General features: G+C 72.2%; 17 protein-coding genes and 1 tRNA gene. 8 read left to right on the forward strand and 10 right to left on the reverse strand.

Going from position 1 to position 19,544, the window contains the following annotated elements; translation table 11 throughout:
• Positions 1-101: 101 nt before the first annotated feature.
• From galT to ACFYMP_RS07525, 4 genes are all read left to right on the forward strand, one after another.
• Entirely contained in the window at positions 102-1,208 is a 1,107-nt protein-coding gene (gene galT / locus ACFYMP_RS07510; RefSeq protein ID WP_388851991.1) for a galactose-1-phosphate uridylyltransferase, read from the forward strand.
• Entirely contained in the window at positions 1,205-2,173 is a 969-nt protein-coding gene (gene galE, locus ACFYMP_RS07515; RefSeq protein ID WP_388851994.1) for a UDP-glucose 4-epimerase GalE, read from the forward strand. The genes galT and galE overlap by 4 nt, the downstream gene beginning before the upstream one ends.
• Entirely contained in the window at positions 2,170-3,348 is a 1,179-nt protein-coding gene (galK, locus tag ACFYMP_RS07520; RefSeq protein ID WP_388851997.1) for a galactokinase, read from the forward strand. Before galE ends, galK begins: the two co-directional genes overlap by 4 nt.
• A 411-nt stretch (positions 3,349-3,759) precedes the next feature.
• The gene (locus tag ACFYMP_RS07525) at positions 3,760-4,530 is read left to right on the forward strand and encodes a LuxR C-terminal-related transcriptional regulator (RefSeq protein ID WP_388852000.1); all 771 of its coding nucleotides are present in this window, start codon (positions 3,760-3,762) and stop codon (positions 4,528-4,530) included.
• On the opposite strand, the gene ACFYMP_RS07530 is transcribed toward ACFYMP_RS07525, so the two are convergent.
• Positions 4,489-4,986 (reverse strand): MarR family transcriptional regulator, encoded by a 498-nt coding sequence (locus tag ACFYMP_RS07530; protein WP_363144517.1) that lies wholly within the window; start codon positions 4,984-4,986, stop codon positions 4,489-4,491. The two genes, ACFYMP_RS07525 and ACFYMP_RS07530, sit on opposite strands and share 42 nt — an antisense overlap.
• A gap of 106 nt (positions 4,987-5,092) precedes the next feature.
• On the opposite strand from ACFYMP_RS07530, the gene ACFYMP_RS07535 reads away from it, so the two are divergent.
• Both ACFYMP_RS07535 and ACFYMP_RS07540 read left to right on the forward strand, forming a co-directional pair.
• A complete protein-coding gene (locus ACFYMP_RS07535) occupies positions 5,093-5,920 on the forward strand; it encodes a trans-aconitate 2-methyltransferase (protein ID WP_388852004.1) in 828 nt (275 codons plus the stop codon).
• Entirely contained in the window at positions 5,920-6,306 is a 387-nt protein-coding gene (locus ACFYMP_RS07540) for a VOC family protein (RefSeq protein WP_388852007.1), read from the forward strand. The genes ACFYMP_RS07535 and ACFYMP_RS07540 overlap by 1 nt, the downstream gene beginning before the upstream one ends.
• Positions 6,307-6,949: 643 nt before the next feature.
• On the opposite strand, the gene ACFYMP_RS07545 is transcribed toward ACFYMP_RS07540, so the two are convergent.
• Positions 6,950-7,627, reverse strand: coding sequence for a TetR family transcriptional regulator (locus ACFYMP_RS07545; RefSeq protein WP_388852010.1), 678 nt, complete (start codon positions 7,625-7,627; stop codon positions 6,950-6,952).
• Entirely contained in the window at positions 7,624-8,622 is a 999-nt protein-coding gene (locus ACFYMP_RS07550) for an acyl-CoA desaturase (RefSeq protein WP_388852013.1), read from the reverse strand. Before ACFYMP_RS07550 ends, ACFYMP_RS07545 begins: the two co-directional genes overlap by 4 nt.
• Positions 8,623-8,957: 335 nt before the next feature.
• On the opposite strand from ACFYMP_RS07550, the gene ppc reads away from it, so the two are divergent.
• Positions 8,958-11,699 carry a phosphoenolpyruvate carboxylase gene (ppc, locus tag ACFYMP_RS07555; RefSeq protein ID WP_388852016.1) on the forward strand — a complete coding sequence of 914 codons (2,742 nt, stop codon included), beginning with the start codon at positions 8,958-8,960 and terminating at the stop codon, positions 11,697-11,699.
• Positions 11,700-11,782: 83 nt separating this feature from the next.
• Here ppc and pth read toward each other — a convergent pair whose 3' ends face one another.
• The 6 genes from pth to ACFYMP_RS07585 all read right to left on the reverse strand — a co-directional run bounded on the left by pth (position 11,783) and on the right by ACFYMP_RS07585 (position 16,997).
• Positions 11,783-12,388 carry an aminoacyl-tRNA hydrolase gene (gene pth, locus ACFYMP_RS07560; protein ID WP_388852019.1) on the reverse strand — a complete coding sequence of 202 codons (606 nt, stop codon included), beginning with the start codon at positions 12,386-12,388 and terminating at the stop codon, positions 11,783-11,785.
• Positions 12,389-12,503: 115 nt separating this feature from the next.
• Positions 12,504-13,091, reverse strand: coding sequence for a 50S ribosomal protein L25/general stress protein Ctc (locus ACFYMP_RS07565; protein ID WP_388852022.1), 588 nt, complete (start codon positions 13,089-13,091; stop codon positions 12,504-12,506).
• A 220-nt stretch (positions 13,092-13,311) separates the two neighbouring features.
• Positions 13,312-14,301, reverse strand: coding sequence for a ribose-phosphate diphosphokinase (locus tag ACFYMP_RS07570; RefSeq protein WP_363144525.1), 990 nt, complete (start codon positions 14,299-14,301; stop codon positions 13,312-13,314).
• Between the two features lie 138 nt (positions 14,302-14,439).
• Positions 14,440-15,924 (reverse strand): bifunctional UDP-N-acetylglucosamine diphosphorylase/glucosamine-1-phosphate N-acetyltransferase GlmU, encoded by a 1,485-nt coding sequence (gene glmU / locus ACFYMP_RS07575; RefSeq protein ID WP_388852026.1) that lies wholly within the window; start codon positions 15,922-15,924, stop codon positions 14,440-14,442.
• A 119-nt stretch (positions 15,925-16,043) separates the two neighbouring features.
• A tRNA-Gln gene (locus tag ACFYMP_RS07580) sits at positions 16,044-16,115 on the reverse strand.
• Between the two features lie 12 nt (positions 16,116-16,127).
• On the reverse strand, positions 16,128-16,997 hold the full coding sequence (locus ACFYMP_RS07585) for a helix-turn-helix domain-containing protein (protein ID WP_388852030.1): 870 nt from the start codon (positions 16,995-16,997) through the stop codon (positions 16,128-16,130).
• A 154-nt stretch (positions 16,998-17,151) separates the two neighbouring features.
• Here ACFYMP_RS07585 and ACFYMP_RS07590 point away from each other — a divergent pair, with 154 nt between their 5' ends.
• On the forward strand, positions 17,152-18,822 hold the full coding sequence (locus ACFYMP_RS07590) for a sensor histidine kinase (RefSeq protein ID WP_388852033.1): 1,671 nt from the start codon (positions 17,152-17,154) through the stop codon (positions 18,820-18,822).
• Between the two features lie 185 nt (positions 18,823-19,007).
• On the opposite strand, the gene ACFYMP_RS07595 is transcribed toward ACFYMP_RS07590, so the two are convergent.
• Complete coding sequence (locus ACFYMP_RS07595; protein ID WP_388852036.1) at positions 19,008-19,544, reverse strand: SUKH-3 domain-containing protein; 537 nt, start codon at positions 19,542-19,544, stop codon at positions 19,008-19,010.

The following is a 19,544-nucleotide window of genomic DNA, read 5'->3' on the forward strand; positions in this document are numbered from 1 at the left end:
CGGGCGTTGACCCCGGCGGGGCGTCGTGATTTGTTATGTTGGATTATGTTCGAAGTGTGGCGGCGTGGCGGGCTGGAGCCCGGCCAGGAGGAACGGTTCCGTTGAAAAAGACCTCGACCCGGCTCGCCGACGGCCGGGAACTGATCTACTACGACCTCGACGAGACCGCCGGGAAGCTCGTCAGGGACGCGGTGGACCGCCGGCCGCTCGACCCGATCGGCACCGCCTCCGAGGTCCGCGCCGATCCGCTGCTCGGCGACGCGGTGGCCATCGCCTCGCACCGCCAGGGCCGCACCTACCACCCGCCGGCCGACCAGTGCCCGCTCGACCCCTCGCGCGGGGAGCGGCTCACCGAGATCCCGGACTCCGATTACGACGTGGTCGTCTTCGAGAACCGCTTCCCCTCGCTCTCCGGCGACACCGGCCGCTGCGAGGTCGTGTGCTTCACCGCGGACCACGGAGCCTCCTTCGCCGACCTGGACGAACCGCACGCCCGCCTGGTCCTCGACGCCTGGACCGACCGCACCGCCGAACTCGCCCGCCACCCGGCGGTCCGGCAGGTCTACCCCTTCGAGAACCGGGGCGAGGAGATCGGGGTGACCCTCGCCCACCCGCACGGCCAGATCTACGGCTACCCCTTCGCCACGCCGCGCACCACCCTGATGCTCCGCTCGGCCGCCGCCCACAAGGCCGCCACCGGAGGCGGGAACCTCTTCGACCACGTGGTGGACGAGGAACGCGCCGCCGGGAAGCGGATCGTGCTGGAGGGCGAGCACTGGACCGCCTTCGTGCCGTTCTCCGCGCACTGGCCCTACGAGGTCCACCTCTACCCGCTGCGCCGGGTCCCCGACCTGACCGCCCTCGACGAGGAGCAGCGCGCCGAGTTCCCCCGGATCTACCTCGAACTGCTGCGCCGCTTCGACCGCCTCTTCGGCCCCGGCGTCGGCCGCACCCCCTACATCTCGGGCTGGCACCAGGCCCCGTTCCTGACGCCCGGGGAGTACGCCGCCTTCGGCCCGGAGGCGCCGGGCGCGGGCGCACCGCTCGCCCGCGAGGACTTCGCCCTGCACCTGGAGCTGTTCACGATCCGCCGGACCGGGAGCAAGCTCAAGTTCCTCGCCGGCTCGGAGTCGGGTATGAACGTCTTCATCAACGACGTGCCGCCCGAGCGTGCGGCCGAGCGACTTCGAGAGGTAGCGAGTTCATGAGCGGCAAGTACCTCGTCACGGGCGGGGCCGGTTACGTCGGCAGCGTCGTGGCGGCCCATCTCCTGGAGGCCGGTCACCGCGTGACCGTCCTCGACGACCTCTCCACCGGCTTCCGGGTGGGCGTGCCCGAGGGCGCCGAGTTCGTCGAGGGCCGCGTCCAGGACGCCGCCCGGTACGTCGACGAGAGCTTCGACGGCGTCCTGCACTTCGCCGCCTCCTCCCAGGTCGGCGAGTCCGTGGAGAAGCCCGAGAAGTACTGGTCGAACAACGTGGGCGGCACCATGGCGCTGCTGGCCGCGATGCGCGAGGCCGGGGTGCGCCGCCTCGTCTTCTCCTCGACCGCCGCGACCTACGGCGAACCCGTGCAGACCCCGATCGTCGAGACCGACCCGACGGTGCCCACCAGCCCGTACGGCAACTCGAAGCTCGCCGTCGACCACATGATCAGCGACGAGTGCCGCGCCCACGGCCTGGCCGCCGTCTCGCTGCGCTACTTCAACGTGGCCGGGGCCTACGGCGCCTACGGCGAGCGGCACACCCCCGAGTCCCACCTCATCCCGCTCGTCCTCCAGGTCGCCCAGGGCCGCCGCGAGACGATCTCGGTGTACGGCGACGACTACCCGACGCCCGACGGCACCTGCGTACGCGACTACATCCACGTCGCCGACCTCGCCGAGGCCCACCTCCTCGCGCTGACCGCGGCCGCCGCGGGCAACCACCTGATCTGCAACCTCGGCAACGGCGCGGGCTTCTCCGTGCGCGAGGTCGTCGACACCGTGCGCAAGGTCACCGGCCACCCCGTGCCCGAGACCGTCGCCCCGCGCCGCGCCGGGGACCCGGCCGTCCTGGTCGCCTCCGCCGAGGCCGCGCACAAGGCCCTGGGCTGGCAGCCCTCGCGCGCCGACCTGACCGGCATCGTCGCCGACGCCTGGGCCTTCGCGCAGCGGACGGGGGACGGGGCGTGAGCACACCCGAGGACACCGCGACCGAGGCGGCGCCCCGCGTCGTCCAGGGCTTTCGCGACCTGTACGGCGGCGCACCGGACGGCGTGTGGGCCGCACCGGGCCGGGTCAACCTGATCGGCGAGTACACCGACTTCAACGGCGGCTTCGTCATGCCGCTGGCCCTGCCGCACACGGCCGTGGCCGCCGTCCGGCTGCGCACCGACGGGGTCCTGCGGGTCAGCTCCGCCGACATCGACGGGCCCGCGCTGCGCCTCGACGCGGCGACCCTCGCCCCCGGCGCCGACACCAGCTGGGCCGCCTACCTCACCGGCGTCGTGTGGGTGCTGCGCCGCTCCGGATACGACGTCGGCGGCGCGGACGTCCACCTCGCCTCCACCGTGCCCACCGGGGCGGGCCTGTCCTCCTCGGCGGCCCTGGAGGTCGTCACCGCCCTCGCCCTCAACGACCTGTTCTCCTTCGGCATCGACCGGCCCGAACTGGCCCGGATCGGGCAGCGCGCGGAGAACGAGTTCGTCGGCGTACCGACCGGGATCATGGACCAGACCGCCTCCGCGTGCTGCGAGGCGGGCCACGTCCTGCACCTGGACACCCGGGACCTGTCGGTCCGCCAGGTGCCCTTCGACCTGCCGGCGCACGGCCTCGAACTGCTCGTCTTCGACACCCGCGTCAAGCACGCCCTCGGCGACGGCGCCTACGCCGAACGCCGCGCGGGCTGCGAGGAGGGCGCCCGGATTCTGGGCGTGGACCAGCTGCGCGACGTGTCCTTCGCCGAACTGCCCGCCGCCCTCGGCAAGATCGAGGACGAACGGGTACGCGGCTACGTCCGGCACGTCGTGAGCGACGACCACCGCGTGGAACTCGTCTCCGCACTGCTGGACGAGGGCGACGTGCGCGCGGTCGGACCGGTCCTCACCGACGGCCACCGCTCGCTGCGCGAGGACCTGAAGGTCTCCGCCCCCGAACTCGACCTCGTCGTCGAGTCCGCGAACCGGGCGGGGGCGCTCGGCGCCCGGATGACCGGGGGCGGCTTCGGCGGCTCCGCGATCGTCCTGGTCGACCGGGACCGCGCCGAAGCCGTGACCGAGGCCGTCCTGGCCGACTTCGCGCGCGCCGGTCACCGCGAACCCCGCGTCTTCCCGGCCGTCCCCTCGGCGGGAGCGCGCCGGGTGAGCTGACCGTCCGGGGCACGCCCTCCGAAGCACCCGGGCGCCCCGGGCCCGTCCACCGGGCCCGGGGCCCCGGCGTATCCGGCCACCCGCCGGGAACCGGCCAATTCCGGTCGAAGCCGGTCCACTTCCGTCTCCTGGCGCACCATACGGCTCAGCCGCCCCACCCTCCCGTACCAGTTCCGGGAATCCCCTTCCCTCACGCACCCCCGCCCGTACTCTGAGGAACCAGCGCCGGTGGGGGCCGGCGCCCTTCAGGGGCGAGTGAACCGGGTGCGGCGCCAGGCGCCGGGGGCGGCAGTGACAGCGCGTCGGCGGCGGCCGGCCCGTTCACGGCGATCTCCCGGCGGGCGCCGCGCCCGCGACCGCGCCCCGTCCGGGTGATCCCCAGCTCCGCGGAGCGAGGGGGAGGGGGTTTCCGTGGTCCGTATCCGCGTCCTGGTCGTCGACGACCACCGCATCTTCGCCGAGTCGCTCGCCGCCGCGCTCGCGGCCGAACCCGACGTGGACGTCTTCGCCGCGGGCAGCGGCCCCGCCGCGCTGCGCAGCCTGGAGCGGGCCGCCACCGAGGGCCGCCGCTTCGACGTCCTGCTCGTGGACGCCGACCTCGGCGCGGTCGCCGGCGGGACCGTCCGCGCGCTGCCCGCCCCGCGCGAGTCCGCCGAGGGCGCCCCGGTGGACGGGATAGCCCTGGTCACAGCGGTCCGCCAGGCGCACCCCGGGGTGCGCCCCGTGGTCCTGGCCGAGAGGGACGACGCGCGCCGCGCCGCACTCGCCCTCCAGGCCGGGGCCAGCGGCTGGGTCGCCAAGGACTGTTCGCTCTCCCGGCTGCTGACCGTCGTACGCGGGGTGCTGCGGGACGAGACGCACCTGCCGCCCGCCCTGCTGACCGGGGTCCTGCGTGAGCTGACCGCGAGCCGCAAACACCGCACCGAGAGCGAGCGCCTGGTCGAGTCGCTGACCCCGCGCGAGCGCGAGGTGCTGCGCTGCATGGTCGCGGGGCTCGGCCGCAAGGCCGTCGCCGACCGGCTGTTCCTGTCCCCGCACACCGTGCGCACCCACATGCAGAACGTACTGGGCAAACTCGGCGTGCACTCGACGCTCGCGGCGGTCGCGCTCGCCCGCCGCGCCGGGGTGGGCCCCGCGGAGTCAGCCGGGGATGTTGTCGAACGGGGCGGTCAGCTGGCGTAGCAGCCCCGCGAGGTCCCCGCGCTGGGCGGAGGACAGCTCGGAGAGCAGGGCCCGCTCCTGCTGGAGCAGCCCGGCGAGCGCCGCGTCCGCCCGCTCACGGCCCTCCGGGGTCAGCCGCACCAGCACCCCGCGCCGGTCGCTCGGATCGGGCAGCCGCTCCACCAGGCCCTTCTTCGCGAGCCTGTCGATCCGGTTGGTCATGGTCCCGGAGGTCACCAGCGTCTGCGTGAGGAGTTGCCCGGGGGAGAGCTGGTAGGGGTCCCCGGCCCGGCGCAGCGCCGTGAGCACGTCGAACTCCCAGGTCTCCAGTTGATGCTCGGCGAAGGCCAGCCGCCGCGCCCGGTCGAGGTGCCGCGCGAGCCGGCTGACCCGGCTCAGCACCTCCAGCGGTTCCACGTCGAGGTCCGGGCGCTCCCGGCGCCATGCTGCGACCAGCCGATCGACCTCGTCCTCCATGCGGCCAGTGTAGTTGGTCTGTCGACGTGAAGTCTCTTGACGTCGAGACACCTGGGGGCCAGGGTTGGTCCAGGACGCCGCCGCGCCCCGGAAACACAGGAGAGCCATGCCCCGCACCGGCCCCACCTGGGACCCCGCCCAGTACCTCCGCCACTCCGGCCACCGCACCCGCCCCTTCCTCGACCTCCTCGCCCGCCTCCCGGAACCGGACCGCGAGGACCCGGAGGTCGTCGACCTCGGCTGCGGCGCCGGGAACCTCACCGCGCTGCTCGCCGCCCGCTGGCCCGCCGCCCGTGTCACCGGGCTCGACTCCTCTCCGGACATGCTGGAACGCGCCCGCCGCGAGCACGCGGGCCCCACCCCGGGCGGCGGCCGCCTCGACCTCGCCGAGGCCGACGCCACCACCTGGCGGCCCACCGCACCCCTCGACGTCCTCGTCTCCAACGCGGCCCTCCAGTGGGTCCCCGGCCACGCCGACCGCTTCGCCGAGTGGACCTCCGCGCTCGCCCCCGGCGGCACCTTCGCCTTCCAGGTCCCCGCCAACTTCGGCGCCCCCAGCCACGTCCTGATGCGCGAGATCGCCGAAAGCCCCCGCTACCGCCCCCATCTCGACGGGGTCCTGCGCCACGCCGACGCCGTCCTCGAACCCGCCGCCTACCTGGAACGCCTGCTCGCCCTCGGCCTGGAGAGCGACGTGTGGGAGACCACCTACCTGCACGTCCTGAAGGGCCCCGACCCCGTACTCGACTGGGTCAAGGGCACCGGGCTGCGCCCCGTCCTCGACGCGCTCGGCACCCGCCCCGACCTGCGCGAGGACTTCCTCACCACCTACCGCGAAGCGCTGCGCACCGCCTACCCGGCGACAGAGCGCGGCACCGTCCTGCCCTTCCGCCGCCTCTTCGCCGTGGCCCACCGCCCGAAGGAGACCCCCTGATGCTCGCCGCCGTCGACCACGTACAGCTCGCGGCCCCGCCCGGCAGCGAGGACGCCCTGCGCGCCTACTACACGACCGTCCTCGGCATGACCGAGACCCCCAAGCCGCCCGTACTCGCCGCCCGCGGGGGCGGGGGATGGTTCCAGGCCGGGCCGGTCCGGCTCCACCTCGGGATCGAGGACGACTTCCGGCCCGCGCGAAAGGCCCACCCCGGGCTGCGCGTCACCGCCATCGAGGAGTACGCCGCCCGACTCACCGCCCACGGCGCCCCGGTCACCTGGGACGACACACTCCCCGGCCACCGCCGCTTCTACAGCGAGGACCCCGTGGGCAACCGGCTGGAGTTCCTGGAGCCCCTCACAGACGCCCCAGCGCCTCCGGCGTGATGTCCAGGTCGATGCCGAAGGGCACGGTCGGCGTCAGGCGCTCGTGGTGGATCGATACCGGCCCCCCCGCGTCCTTGCCGGACTGGTGTCCTGGTCCCGCGCCTGCGACTCGGGGCGGGGGAGACGACCTCCACGGCCGGCACCACGTCCGCCGCCGCGAAACCGGTCTGCTCCAGCCCGCCGACCGCCGCCGCCCGCACCAGCGACACGTCCGGCTCCGGGCCGTTGCGCCGGTCGAGGAGCACGGTCATCCCGCGCTCCACGACCAGACCGGACGAGGCGCACCCGCGAAGACCAGTGACCTAAAGGCCGATCACGCGACGGTGAGAGCGGCGCTGCGGCCGCACGGAGACCAGGCCCCCGTCGGGCAACCCGGTGTGCGGCGGGAGGACCGGCAGCGTGAACAGGTCGCCCACGGTCCGTCCGTCCAGGGGCGGCACCGGCCGGCGCGGAGCGGGCGTCGGCCGCGGGCCCGGTTCCTGCCCGGCGAGCGGCTCCCATGGACGACAGTCTGGCCCGGACCGCCCACGGCAGCCCCGGCGATCCGCCCACGTCACCGCGAAGGGTGCGGAACCGCCCGGCGATCACGCGACCCGCCGGGACGGCCCCCGCCCCTCGGCCCCGACCCGGGCGGCCCCCGCCCTCAGCTCTTGCGGTGCCCTATCAGCCTCGGCTTCGGCTCCAGACCGTCCAGCCCGTGCCAGGCCAGGTTCACCAGATGCGCGGCGACCTCCGCCTTCTTCGGCTTGCGCACGTCCAGCCACCACTGCCCGGTCAGCGCCACCATCCCCACCAGCGCCTGCGCGTACAGCGGCGCCAGCTTCTGGTCGAAGCCCCGGCTCTTGAACTCCAGGCCCAGGATGTCCTCGACCTGCGTGGCGATATCGCTGATCAGCGAGGCGAAGGTGCCCGTGGACTGGGCGACCGGCGAGTCCCGCACCAGGATGCGGAACCCGTCCGTATAAGTCTCGATGTAGTCGAGCAGGGCGAACGCCGCCTGCTCCAGCAGCTCCCGCGGATGACCCGCCGTCAGAGCCCCCGTCACCATGTCGAGCAACTGCCGCATCTCCCGGTCCACGACCACCGCGTACAGCCCCTCCTTGCCGCCGAAGTGCTCGTACACCACCGGCTTGGAGACCCCGGCCTTCGCCGCGATCTCCTCCACCGACGTGCCCTCGAAACCCCGGGCGGCGAACAGCGTCCGGCCGATGTCCAGCAACTGCTCCCGGCGCTGCGCCCCCGTCATCCGGGTCCGGCGCGCCCGCCGGGGTTTGTCACCGCTGCTGCCTGAGATCGAGTCGGTCGCCACGGGCTCCATCATGCCGGTCCGGAAGCCCGCACCCGGCGCCGGGAGCTGATGCGCTCGGCCGAGGGCCAGCGCACGTCGTGCGCCCAGCCCAGCAGCTCGAACCAGCGGATGATCCGCGCCGAGGAGTCCAGCTGCCCGCGCTGCACCCCGTGCCGCGCCGAGGTCGGGTCCGAATGGTGCAGATTGTGCCAGGACTCCCCGCACGACAGGATGGCCAGCCACCACACGTTGCCCGACCGGTCCCGCGACTTGAACGGCCGCTTGCCCACCGCGTGACAGATCGAGTTGATCGACCACGTCACGTGGTGCAGCAGCGCCACCCGCACCAGCGAACCCCAGAAGAACCCGGTGAACGCCCCCCACCACGACATCGTCGCCAGCCCGCCGATCAGCGGCGGCAGACCCAGCGACACCACCGTCCACAACATGAACTGCCGCGACACCGCGCGGATCGCCGGGTCCTTCACCAGATCCGGCGCGTACTTCTCCTGCGGCGTCCGCTCCTCGTCGAACATCCAGCCCAGGTGCGCCCACCACAGCCCCTTCATCAGGGCCGGCAGCGACTCCCCGTACCGCCACGGCGAATGCGGGTCGCCCTCCGCGTCGGAGAACTTGTGGTGCTTGCGGTGGTCCGCCACCCAGCGCACCACCGGCCCCTCCACGGCCATCGAACCGGCCACCGCCAGCGCGATCCGCAGAGGCCGCCTGGCCTTGAACGAACCGTGCGTGAAGTAGCGGTGGAAACCGATCGTGATGCCGTGGCAGCCCAGGAAGTAGAAGAAGACGAGCAGGCCCACGTCCAGCCAGCTCAGCCCCCGGCCCCAGGCCAGCGGCACCGCCGCGACCAGCGCCAGGAACGGCACCACGATGAACAACAGCAGCGCGATCTGCTCCACGGACCCCTTCCTGTCCCCGCCCAGCGTCGCCGCAGCGGGTCCAGAGGCGGCGGCCCCGGACTTCTCTTCGATCACATCCGTCCCCGAGGAAGGGGAGGTGGTCGACGTCATATGCGTCCCTTGAGTGTCGAGGGTGGTGTGGAAAGCCGTACGGCGGGAAGATCCCGTCCCGTAGACCCGTACACGTAGATACGCCCGAGCGACGGCACACACACGGCACCACGCCCACAGCGGGCCACGCACAGCCGCACCTACGAATACGTAACCTACGGTGACGTAAGTATGGCAGCGCGCGGCCGGACGGCAAGAGGCCGAGCCACCGCGCCGCCGGACCGCCACCTATCCTGGGAACGGTCGGACAGCGCGGTCCGCTCGGAATTCCATCCCCGGGCCTACCGCCCGGGTTCCCCTCCGGAACAGCTTCCACACTGCAAGGAGCCGCACCTGTGAGCAGTGCCGACGACCACAGCCTTCCCGCCCCGGCGGCCACAGCCGAACTGCGCGCCGACATCCGGCGCCTCGGAGACCTCCTCGGCGAGACCCTCGTACGCCAGGAAGGCCCCGAACTCCTCGAACTCGTCGAACGCGTCCGGGCCCTCACCCGCAGCGACGGGGAGGCCGCCGCCCGGCTGCTCGGCGACACGGAACTGGAGACCGCCGCCAAGCTCGTACGCGCCTTCTCCACGTACTTCCACCTCGCCAACATCACCGAGCAGGTGCACCGCGGCCGCGAACTGCGCGCCCACCGCGCCAGCGAGGGCAGCCTCCTCGCCCGCACCGCGGACCGCCTCAAGGACGCCGACCCCGAACACCTGCGCGACACCGTCGCCCACCTCAACGTCCGGCCGGTCTTCACCGCCCACCCCACCGAGGCCGCCCGCCGCAGCGTCCTCAACAAGCTGCGCCGCATCGCCGAACTCCTCGAAACCCCCGTCACCGAGGCCGACCGCCGCCGCTACGACGCCCGCCTCGCCGAGAACATCGACCTCGTCTGGCAGACCGACGAACTGCGCGTCGTGCGCCCCGAACCCGCCGACGAGGCCCGCAACGCCATCTACTACCTCGACGAACTCCACGCCGACGCCGTCGGCGACGTCCTTGAAGACCTCAGCGCCGAACTCGAACGCGTCGGCGTCCGCCTCCCCGAAGGCACCCGCCCCCTCAGCTTCGGCACCTGGATCGGCGGCGACCGCGACGGCAACCCCAACGTCACCCCCGCCGTCACCTGGGACGTCCTGATCCTCCAGCACGAACACGGCATCAACGACGCCCTCGACCAGATCGACCACCTGCGCGGACTGCTCTCCCACTCCATCCGCTACACCGGCGTCACCGAAGCCCTCCAGACCTCCCTCGAAGCCGACCTCGAAGCCCTCCCGGAGATCAGCCCCCGCTACAAGCGGCTCAACTCCGAGGAGCCCTACCGCCTCAAGGTCACCTGCATCCGGCAGAAGCTGGAGAACACCAAGACCCGCCTCGCCAAGGGCACCGCCCACCAGCCCGGCCGCGACTACCTCGGCACCGCCGAACTCCTCGCCGACCTCACCTGCGTCCAGGACTCCCTGCGCCGCCACCGCGGCGCCCTCTTCGCCGACGGCCGCCTCGACCGCATCATCCGCACCCTCGCCGCCTTCGGCCTCCAGCTCGCCACCATGGACGTCCGCGAACACGCCGACGCCCACCACCACGCCCTCGGCCAGCTCTTCGACCGCCTCGGCGAGGAGTCCTGGCGCTACGCCGACATGCCCCGCGACTACCGCGGAAAGCTCCTCGCCAAGGAACTCCGCTCCCGCCGCCCCCTCGCCCCCACCCCCGCCCCCCTCGACGCGGCCGGCGAGAAGACCCTCGGCGTCTTCCACACCATCCGCCGCGCCCTCGACGTCTTCGGACCCGAGGTCATCGAGTCCTACATCATCTCCATGTGCCAGGGCGCCGACGACGTCTTCGCCGCCGCCGTACTCGCCCGCGAGGCCGGCCTCGTCGACCTCCACTCCGGCTGGGCCAAGATCGGCATCGTCCCGCTCCTGGAAACCACCGACGAACTGCGCGCCGCCGACGTCATCCTCGACGAGATGCTCGCCGACCCCTCCTACCGGCGCCTCGTCTCCCTGCGCGGAGACGTCCAGGAAGTCATGCTCGGCTACTCCGACTCCTCCAAGTTCGGCGGCATCACCACCAGCCAGTGGGAGATCCACCGCGCCCAGCGCCGGCTGCGCGACGTCGCCCACCGCTACGGCGTACGCCTGCGCCTCTTCCACGGCCGCGGCGGCACCGTCGGCCGCGGCGGCGGCCCCTCCCACGACGCGATCCTCGCCCAGCCCTGGGGCACCCTCGAAGGCGAGATCAAGGTCACCGAACAGGGCGAGGTCATCTCCGACAAGTACCTCGTCCCCTCCCTCGCCCGCGAGAACCTCGAACTCACCGTCGCCGCGACCCTCCAGGCATCCGCCCTGCACACCGCGCCCCGGCAGTCCGACGAGGCCCTCGCCCGCTGGGACGCCGCCATGGACCTCGTCTCCGACGCCGCCCACGGCGCCTACCGCAAGCTCGTCGAAGACCCCGACCTGCCCGCCTACTTCCTCGCCTCCACCCCCGTCGACCAGCTCGCCGACCTCCACCTCGGCTCCCGCCCCTCCCGCCGCCCCGGCTCCGGCGTCTCACTCGACGGACTGCGCGCCATCCCCTGGGTGTTCGGCTGGACCCAGTCCCGCCAGATCGTCCCCGGCTGGTACGGCGTCGGCTCAGGGCTCAAGGCCCTGCGCGAGGCCGGAACCGACGGTGTCCTCGACGAGATGCACGAACACTGGCACTTCTTCCGCAACTTCCTGTCCAACGTCGAGATGACCCTCGCCAAGACCGACCTGCGCATCGCCCGCCACTACGTCGACACCCTCGTCCCCGACGAGCTCAAGCACGTCTTCGACGCCATCGTCGCCGAACACGAACTCACCGTCGCCGAAGTCCTGCGCATCACCGGAGGCGAGAAGCCCCTCGACTCCAACAAGCCCCTCCAGCAGACCTTCGACATCCGCGACGCCTACCTCGACCCCATCTCCTACCTCCAGGTCTCCCTCCTCGCCCGCCAGCGCGCCGAGGCCGCCGCCGGAGCGGAACCCGACCCCACCCTCAGCCGCGCCCTGCTGCTGACCGTCAACGGAGTCGCCGCCGGCCTGCGCAACACCGGCTGACCCGCCCACGGCACACACCAAAGAGCCGGCCCCCGCACCCGAACCCGGGTACGGGGGCCGGCCCCATGACGCACACGCTCCCCCTAGGAGTTGAACGAGGACTGCGCCCGCTCCAGACCCTCCGCCACCAGCGCCTCCACCGCGTCCGCCGCCCGGTCCACGAAGTAGTCCAGCTCCTTGCGCTCCGACGAGGAGAAGTCCCGCAACACGAAATCCGCGACCTGCATCCGGCCCGGCGGCCGCCCGATCCCGAACCGCACCCGGTGATACGCCGGGCCCATCGCCTTCGTCATCGACTTCAGCCCGTTGTGCCCGTTGTCCCCGCCGCCCAGCTTCAGCCGCAGCACCCCGTAATCGATGTCCAGCTCGTCGTGGACCGCCACCACATGGGCCGTCGGCACCTTGTAGAAGTCCCGCAACGCCGTCACCGGACCACCCGACAGGTTCATGTACGACATCGGCTTCACCACCACCACCCGCCGGCTGCGCGGCCCCGGCGGACCGAACCGGCCCTCCACCACCTGCGCCTGCGCCTTGCCGGCCCGCTTGAACTTCCCGCCCATCCGCGCCGCCAGCAGATCCGCCACCATGAACCCGACATTGTGCCGGTTGCCGTCGTACTCGGGACCCGGATTGCCCAGGCCCGCCACCAGCCACGGCGCCGAGGCGTCCTCCCCGGTCGTCGCCATCCGCTCCACACTCCTCACCTCGACGCCACACCCGCCCCGACACCCACGCACCCGGAACACGAAAACGGGGCGGCGCACCCCACGGCACGCCACCCCGTCACCGGGAACCCGGGGATCAGCCCTCGGCGGACTCGGACTCGGCGGACTCCGCCGGGGCCTCCTCGGCCTGCGCCGACACGACCTGGATGACGACGACGTCGTCCTCCACGTCCAGCGTCGTGCCCTGCGGCAGCGGGATGTCCTTCGCGGTGATCGTCGCGCCGGCCTCCAGGCCCGCGATCGAGACGGTGACCGACTCGGGGATGTGCGTCGCCTCGGTCTCCACCGGGAGCGTGTTGAGCAGGTGCTCCAGCAGGAAGCCGCCCGGGGCCAGCTCGCCCTCGGTCAGCACCGGGATCTCCACCTGGACCTTCTCGCCACTGCGGACCAGCAGCAGGTCCACGTGCTCGATGAAGCCCTTCAGCGCGTCACGCTGCACGGCCTTCGGGATGACCAGCTGGGACTTGCCCTCCAGCTCCACGGCCAGCAGCACGTTCGACGCCTTCAGCGCCATCATCAGGTCGTGACCCGGCAGCGTCACGTGGATCGGGTCGCCACCGTGGCCGTAGACCACACCGGGGACCTTGCTCTCACGACGGATACGACGGGCGGCACCCTTGCCGAACTCGCTACGGGGCTCGACGGCGATCTTGACCTCAGCCATGACGCACTCCTCCTCAACAGACAGACAGTGACGGTCACCCGGCCACGATCGGCCTGCTACGAAGAGCGCGTCGATAACGGACCGCCGACCCCGGACAGAAAACGGGGCGGCCTCCCTCGCCGAGCAACTCTTCCGAGTCTACCCGGCGGAAAGGCCGCCCCAGAAATCGATCACCGGACCGCCCGCTCCGCGCGGCCGGCCCCGGGGAAGAGCGAACGGCTCAGGCCGCCGACTCCGCCTCCGTCTCGAACAGGCTCGTCACCGAACCGTCCTCGAACACCTCACGCACCGCACGCGCGATCGTCGGCGCGATCGACAGCACCGTGATCTTGTCCAGCTCCAGCTCACCCGGCGTCGGCAGCGTGTTCGTCAGCACGAACTCACTCACCTTCGAGTTCTTCAGCCGGTCCGCCGCCGGACCCGAGAGCACCCCGTGCGTCGCCGTCACTATGACGTCCGCCGCACCGTGCGCGAACAACGCGTCCGCCGCCGCGCAGATCGTGCCACCCGTGTCGATCATGTCGTCGACCAGGACACACACCCGGTCCTTCACGTCACCGACCACCTCGTGCACCGTCACCTGATTCGCGACGTCCTTGTCCCGCCGCTTGTGCACGATCGCCAGCGGAGCACCCAGCCGGTCGCACCAACGGTCCGCGACCCGCACCCGGCCCGCGTCCGGCGACACGATCGTCAGCTTCTCCCGGTCCACCTTCGCGCCCACGTAGTCCGCCAGGATCGGCAGCGCGAACAGGTGGTCCACCGGACCGTCGAAGAAACCCTGGATCTGGTCCGTGTGCAGGTCCACCGTCAGAATCCGGGTCGCACCCGCCGTCTTCAGCAGATCCGCCATCAGCCGCGCCGAGATCGGCTCACGACCACGGTGCTTCTTGTCCTGCCGCGCGTAACCGTAGAACGGCACGATCACCGTGATCGAACGCGCCGACGCCCGCTTCAGAGCGTCGATCATGATCAACTGCTCCATGATCCACTTGTTGATCGGAGCGGTGTGGCTCTGGATCAGGAAGCAGTCCGCGCCGCGCGCCGACTCACGGAAGCGGACATAGATCTCGCCGTTGGCGAAATCGAAAGCCTTGGTGGGCACTATGCCGACACCGAGCTGGTGCGCCACCTCAGCCGCCAGTTCAGGGTGGGCGCGGCCGGTGAAGAACATCAGCTTCTTCTCGCCGGTCGTCTTGATCCCGGTCACAGCACTTGTCTCCTCAGACGAGTTCTACCTGCTGCTGCACCCGCATAGCCCAGACACATCAAGACACCCAGAACCAACGAGCCAGCCGAATCGCGTGCATCTATCACGGTACGCCGTGACAGACGCACCTGTTTTCGGTCAGCTTTCGCCCTCCGACCTCCCGGTGGCTTCCTCGGCCGCCCGCGCGGCCGCACTGCCCGGACGCTTACGGGCCACCCAGCCCTCGATATTCCGCTGCTGCCCACGGGCCACGGCCAGCGAACCCGAGGGCACGTCCTTCGTGATCACCGAACCCGCGGCCGTGTACACCCCGTCCCCGATCGTGACCGGAGCCACAAACATATTGTCCGAACCGGTACGGCAATGAGAGCCGATCGTCGTGTGGTGCTTGTTCACACCGTCGTAGTTCACGAACACACTCGCCGCCCCGATGTTCGAGTGCTCACCGATCGTCGCGTCCCCCACGTACGACAGATGCGGAACCTTCGTCCCCGCCCCCACCGTCGCGTTCTTCATCTCCACGTACGTACCCGCCTTCGCCCCCACACCCAGCCGCGTACCGGGACGCAGATACGCGAACGGCCCCACCGACGCCTCGGCCCCGATCTCCGCGCCCAGCGCCACCGTGTTGTCCACCCGCGCCCCGGCGCCCACCGAGGTGTCCGTCAGCCGCGTGTGCGGACCCACCTCCGCGCCCTCCGCCACATGCGTCGCCCCCAGCAACTGCGTCCCCGGATGCACCAGCACGTCCCGCTCGAAGGTCACCGACACGTCCAGATATGTCGTCGCCGGATCCAGCACCGTCACCCCCGACAGCATCGCCCGCTCCAGCAGCCGCTCGTTCAGCGAACGACCCGCCTGCGCGAGCTGCACCCGGTTGTTGATCCCCGCGATCTCCCGGTGGTCCACCGCCACCGAAGCCCCCACCCGGTGACCGGCCGCACCCAGGATCCCCAGCACGTCCGTCAGGTACTCCTCGCCCTGACTGTTGTCGCTGCGCACCTTCCCCAGCGCCTCGGCCAGCAGCTTCCCGTCGAAGGCGAACACCCCGGAGTTGATCTCCCGGATCTCCCGCTGCTCCTCCGAGGCGTCCTTGTGCTCCACGATCGCGCGCACCGCGCCGGAACCAGGCTCCCGCACGATCCGCCCGTAGCCCGTCGCGTCCGGGACCTCGGCCGTCAGCACCGTCACCGCGTTGCCGTCCGCGCCGTGCGTCGCCGACAGCGCCCGCAGGGTCTCGCCGGTCAGCAGCGGAGTGTCCCCGCACACCACGACCACCGTGCCCTCGACGGGGCCCAGCGCCGCCAGGCCGGTACGCACGGCGTGCCCGGTGCCCCGCTGCTCCTCCTGCACGGCGATCCGCGCCGCCGGGTCGGCCTCGGCCACGTGCGCGGACACCTGCTCGCGGGCGTGCCCGACCACGACGACCAGTTCGCGCGGGTCCAGTTCACGGGCGGCGGCGAGCACGTGGCCCACGAGCGAGCGGCCGCTGAGCCGGTGCAGGACCTTCGGGGTGGCCGACTTCATGCGGGTTCCGCCCCCCGCTGCCAGGACGACGACGGCGGCCGGCGAGGCGTCCCCCGCGCCGGCGGAGCCGAGATTCGAAGAAGGAGTGGCGCTCACGGGACTGCCCTTCGGCTGCGGGTGCGACGGGGAAATGTCACCTGGAGGATACCGGGGGGCGACGGGCCGGACATGAAGAAGGGTCCTGACCTGGAGGTCAGGACCCGAACGCGGAGGGGCTCCCCTGCCAGGACTCGAACCTGGAACAAAGCATCCAAAGTGCCTCGTGTTGCCTATTACACCACAGGGGAGGGCAAGTCGACCTAAACGGACATATCGTCAGTCGACCTGTGTGCGGCACCTACTATGCCGCACCATGCCCCTTCGATGCGACGGTACAGCTCGGCGCTCTGGAGAACCTTGATCACGAGGCATCCCCGGTACTCCTCCCCGGTGTTCTTCCGTTTCGTCTTGGGGTTGTGCTTCTTCAGTACGGTCTTGTTGAAGGTGGCCGGCGCCCCGACGAGCCCGGCCCAGTAGTCCTCCGCGCCGGACACGTCCGCCGTCTCGTGGATCATCACCGAGTAGCGGATGCGCCGGCGGTCCACCTTCATCAGGTCGAGCCAGGCGAGAAAGGTCAGGATCACCCCCGGGTCGCTGTTGATGAACGCGACGGTCTCCCTGCGGGCGTGTGGCTTGTCCTTGGTGCCTTCCGCCCAGTACAGGGCTACGCCGGCGAGGAAGAGCTCGCGATCGGTGAGCCTGCCGACCGACTGTTCCGCCTCGCGCTTCGTCTCCCGCCGTATGCGGTCCTGGGCCTCCCGGTGGAAGTGCAGCCCCTCCCTCATCAGCTCCAGCTGCTCCTCCCGCGTGTAGCGCGGTTCCGGTTTCGGCAGGTCGCGGACCCACAGGGAGACCGAGCTCTTCGAGCAGCCGAGTTCGGCCTGGATGCGGTCGTAGGTCCAGCCCTGGGTCCGCAGTTCACGGGCGCGGGCGCGCAGCTCGTCCTTGGCGTTGGGCTTGCTGGTCCACTCGGGGGCGGGTTCTCCGGCGAGGAGGCGGTTGAGGAGGTCGTTGTTGCCGATACGGAGGCGGTCGCGGATCCGGCGTCGGCTGAGCCCCTGTCGTCGCAGGCCGAGGGCCTGTTCGCGCAGGGTCTCGAAGTGGCGTCGGGTGTCTTCGGTGGAGGGCATGGGGGCAGCTTCGCCGGGTGGGGACGCCGTTCGTCCGTGAACCGGAGAACGTTCACTTGTTCGAGTGAAGGGTGGTGTCGCGCCGGGGCGTGGGCGCGGTGTGTGCTCCCGCACTCCCCGGAAAAACGGCGGGTCGCGCCCGTACGCTGGGGCCATGACCACGACGGGGGAAGAGCGCCGGGCGGCCGGGGGGCCGTGGTGGTGGACGAGGTGGCGGGGTTTCGTCCTGGACGTACTGCTGGCGGTGGTGTCGGCCGGTGAGTGTGTTGTGGAGGGCGGGGCCTTCGCGGAGCGGACCGGGCTCGGCTGGTGGCCGGGTGCGGTGTTCGGCCTGGTGACGGGGGCGACGTTGCTGGTGCGCCGGCGGTGGCCGGTGGCGGCGGTGCTGGTCGCGCTGGCGGTGACCCCGGCGGAGATGGGCATGGTCCTGGGCTTCGTGGGTCTGTACTCGCTGGCGGCCTCGGAGCTGCCGCGGCGGATCACGGCCCTGCTGACGGGGATGTCGCTGGCCGGGACGCTGGTCGTGATGCTGGTGCGGACGCAGCAGCACGTGGAGAGCGGCGCCCGGGTGTCGAGTGTGTGGTTCGCGCCGTCGATGGCGGTGCTGACGGCCTTGGGGCTGACGGCTCCGCCGGTGCTGCTCGGGTTGTACGTGGGGGCGCGGCGGCGGCTCATGGAGAGTCTGCGGGAGCGGGCGGACAGCCTGGAGCGGGAGTTGCAGTTGCTCGCCGAGCGGGCCGAGGAGCGGGCCGAGTGGGCGCGGGGGGAGGAGCGCCGGCGGATCGCGCGGGAGATGCACGACGTGGTGGCGCACCGGGTGAGTCTGATGGTGGTGCACGCGGCGGCGCTTCAGGCGGTCGCGGTGAAGGATCCGCAGAAGGCGGTGCGGAACGCGGCGCTGGTGGGGGACATGGGGCGTCAGGCGTTGACGGAGTTGCGGGAGATGCTGGGCGTGCTGCGGTCGGGGGACGGTGGTTCGGGGGCCTCCTCGGGTTCTGGTGCGTCCTGGGGTTCTGGTGCGTCCTCGGGGGCTGGTGCGGCTTCGGACGCGGGTGCGTCTTCGGGGGCCGGGCCGGCGCGTGGTGGGCCGGGTGTGCGGAAGCGTGAGCGGGGGGCGCTGCCCGTTCAGGCCGGGGGGCCGGTCTCTCGTGGTTCGGGCGTGGTGGACCGGGCGGCCGCGGGAGTGGCCGCCGGGACGGCCGGGGGCGCCGCGGCGGGGGACGTGCCGGCCGGTGGCGCGGGCGTGGAGGGGGGCGCCGGGCGGGGCCGGGTCTCGGCGGGTGTCTCCGGTGCGGGTGTGGCGGGGGTGTCGGTGCGGGCGGCGTCTTCCGTGGTGTCCGGGGGTGTGGAGGGGCTGCTCGGTCCGGTGTCCTCGGGTGCGGGGGTGGCGGGGGTGGTCGAGGAGGGGCCGTCTCTGGGGGAGCTGGAGGAGTTGGTGGGCCAGTCGCGGGCGGCGGGGATGGCGGTGGAGTTCTCGGTGGAGGGGGCGCCGCGGGCGTACGGGGCTTTGGTGGAGCGGACCGCGTACCGGGTGGTGCAGGAGGCGCTGACCAACGCGCACAAGCACGCGGCGGGCGCCGCGACGCGGGTGCGGGTGGCGCGGCGGGAGGGGGAGCTGGCGATGCAGGTGGAGAACGGGGTTCCGCCGGCCGGGGGTGTGGACGCGGGTCTGCCGAGCGGGGGCAACGGTCTGGTGGGGATGCGGGAGCGGGTGCTGGCGCTCGGGGGTGTGTTCGTGGCGGGTGCGACGGAGACGGGTGGGTTCCGGGTGTCGGCCGTGCTGCCCGCCGGTGCCGGTGCCGGTGCCGGTGCTGGCGGGCAGTAGCGGGAGCGGATGGGGGCGGGTGGGCCCTGACGTTCTTCCCGGACGTCGCCGTCCTGGCGTGGCTTGCTCTCTGACGTCCCCGCCCTGCCGTCTCTGACGTTCCCGCCCTGCCGTCTCTGACGTCCCCGTCCCGGCGCGCTGCCCCGGGGCCGCCGCCCCGGCGTCGTCGCTCCGGTGCCGCCGGGTCAGTCCTCGGGTTCCGTCGTGAGCCTGGTGGGGGTCGTTCCGGTGAGCAGGGCGGTGAGGCCCTGGTCGATGTCGGCGCCGAGGTGCCAGTCGCCGGTGTGGTCGAGGGCGTAGACGCGGCCGTCGGTGTCGATGGCGAGGGCGGCGTGGGTGGTGGTCTCCAGGCCGAGGGGGCACAGCTCGGTGCCGAGGGCGCGGCCGAGGTCGCCGAGGGTGCGGGCGAGGTGGAGGCCGTGCAGGGGGTCGAGGTCGAGTGCGGTGGGGGCGAGGTTGCGGCCGTGCGCGGTGGGGGTGGGGCGCAGTCCGCCGAACTCGGCCCAGGCCTCGACGGCGGCGGGGGAGACGCTGTGGCGGTGTCCGGCGGGGGAGGTGTGGGCGCGCAGGGTGTCGGCCCAGATCTCGGCCTGGGCCATGTCCCAGCGGCCGGGGGCCCAGCCGGCGGCGCGCAGGGCGGCGTCGACGGCGGCGGGGAAGCGGCTGCTGGGCCCGGAGGTGTCGGTGAGCGCCGGGTCGAGGGGGCGGGCTGGGGTGTCCAT

Origin of the sequence: Streptomyces sp. NPDC007088 (assembly GCF_042869355.1) — a bacterium.
Lineage (GTDB): Bacteria > Actinomycetota > Actinomycetes > Streptomycetales > Streptomycetaceae > Streptomyces.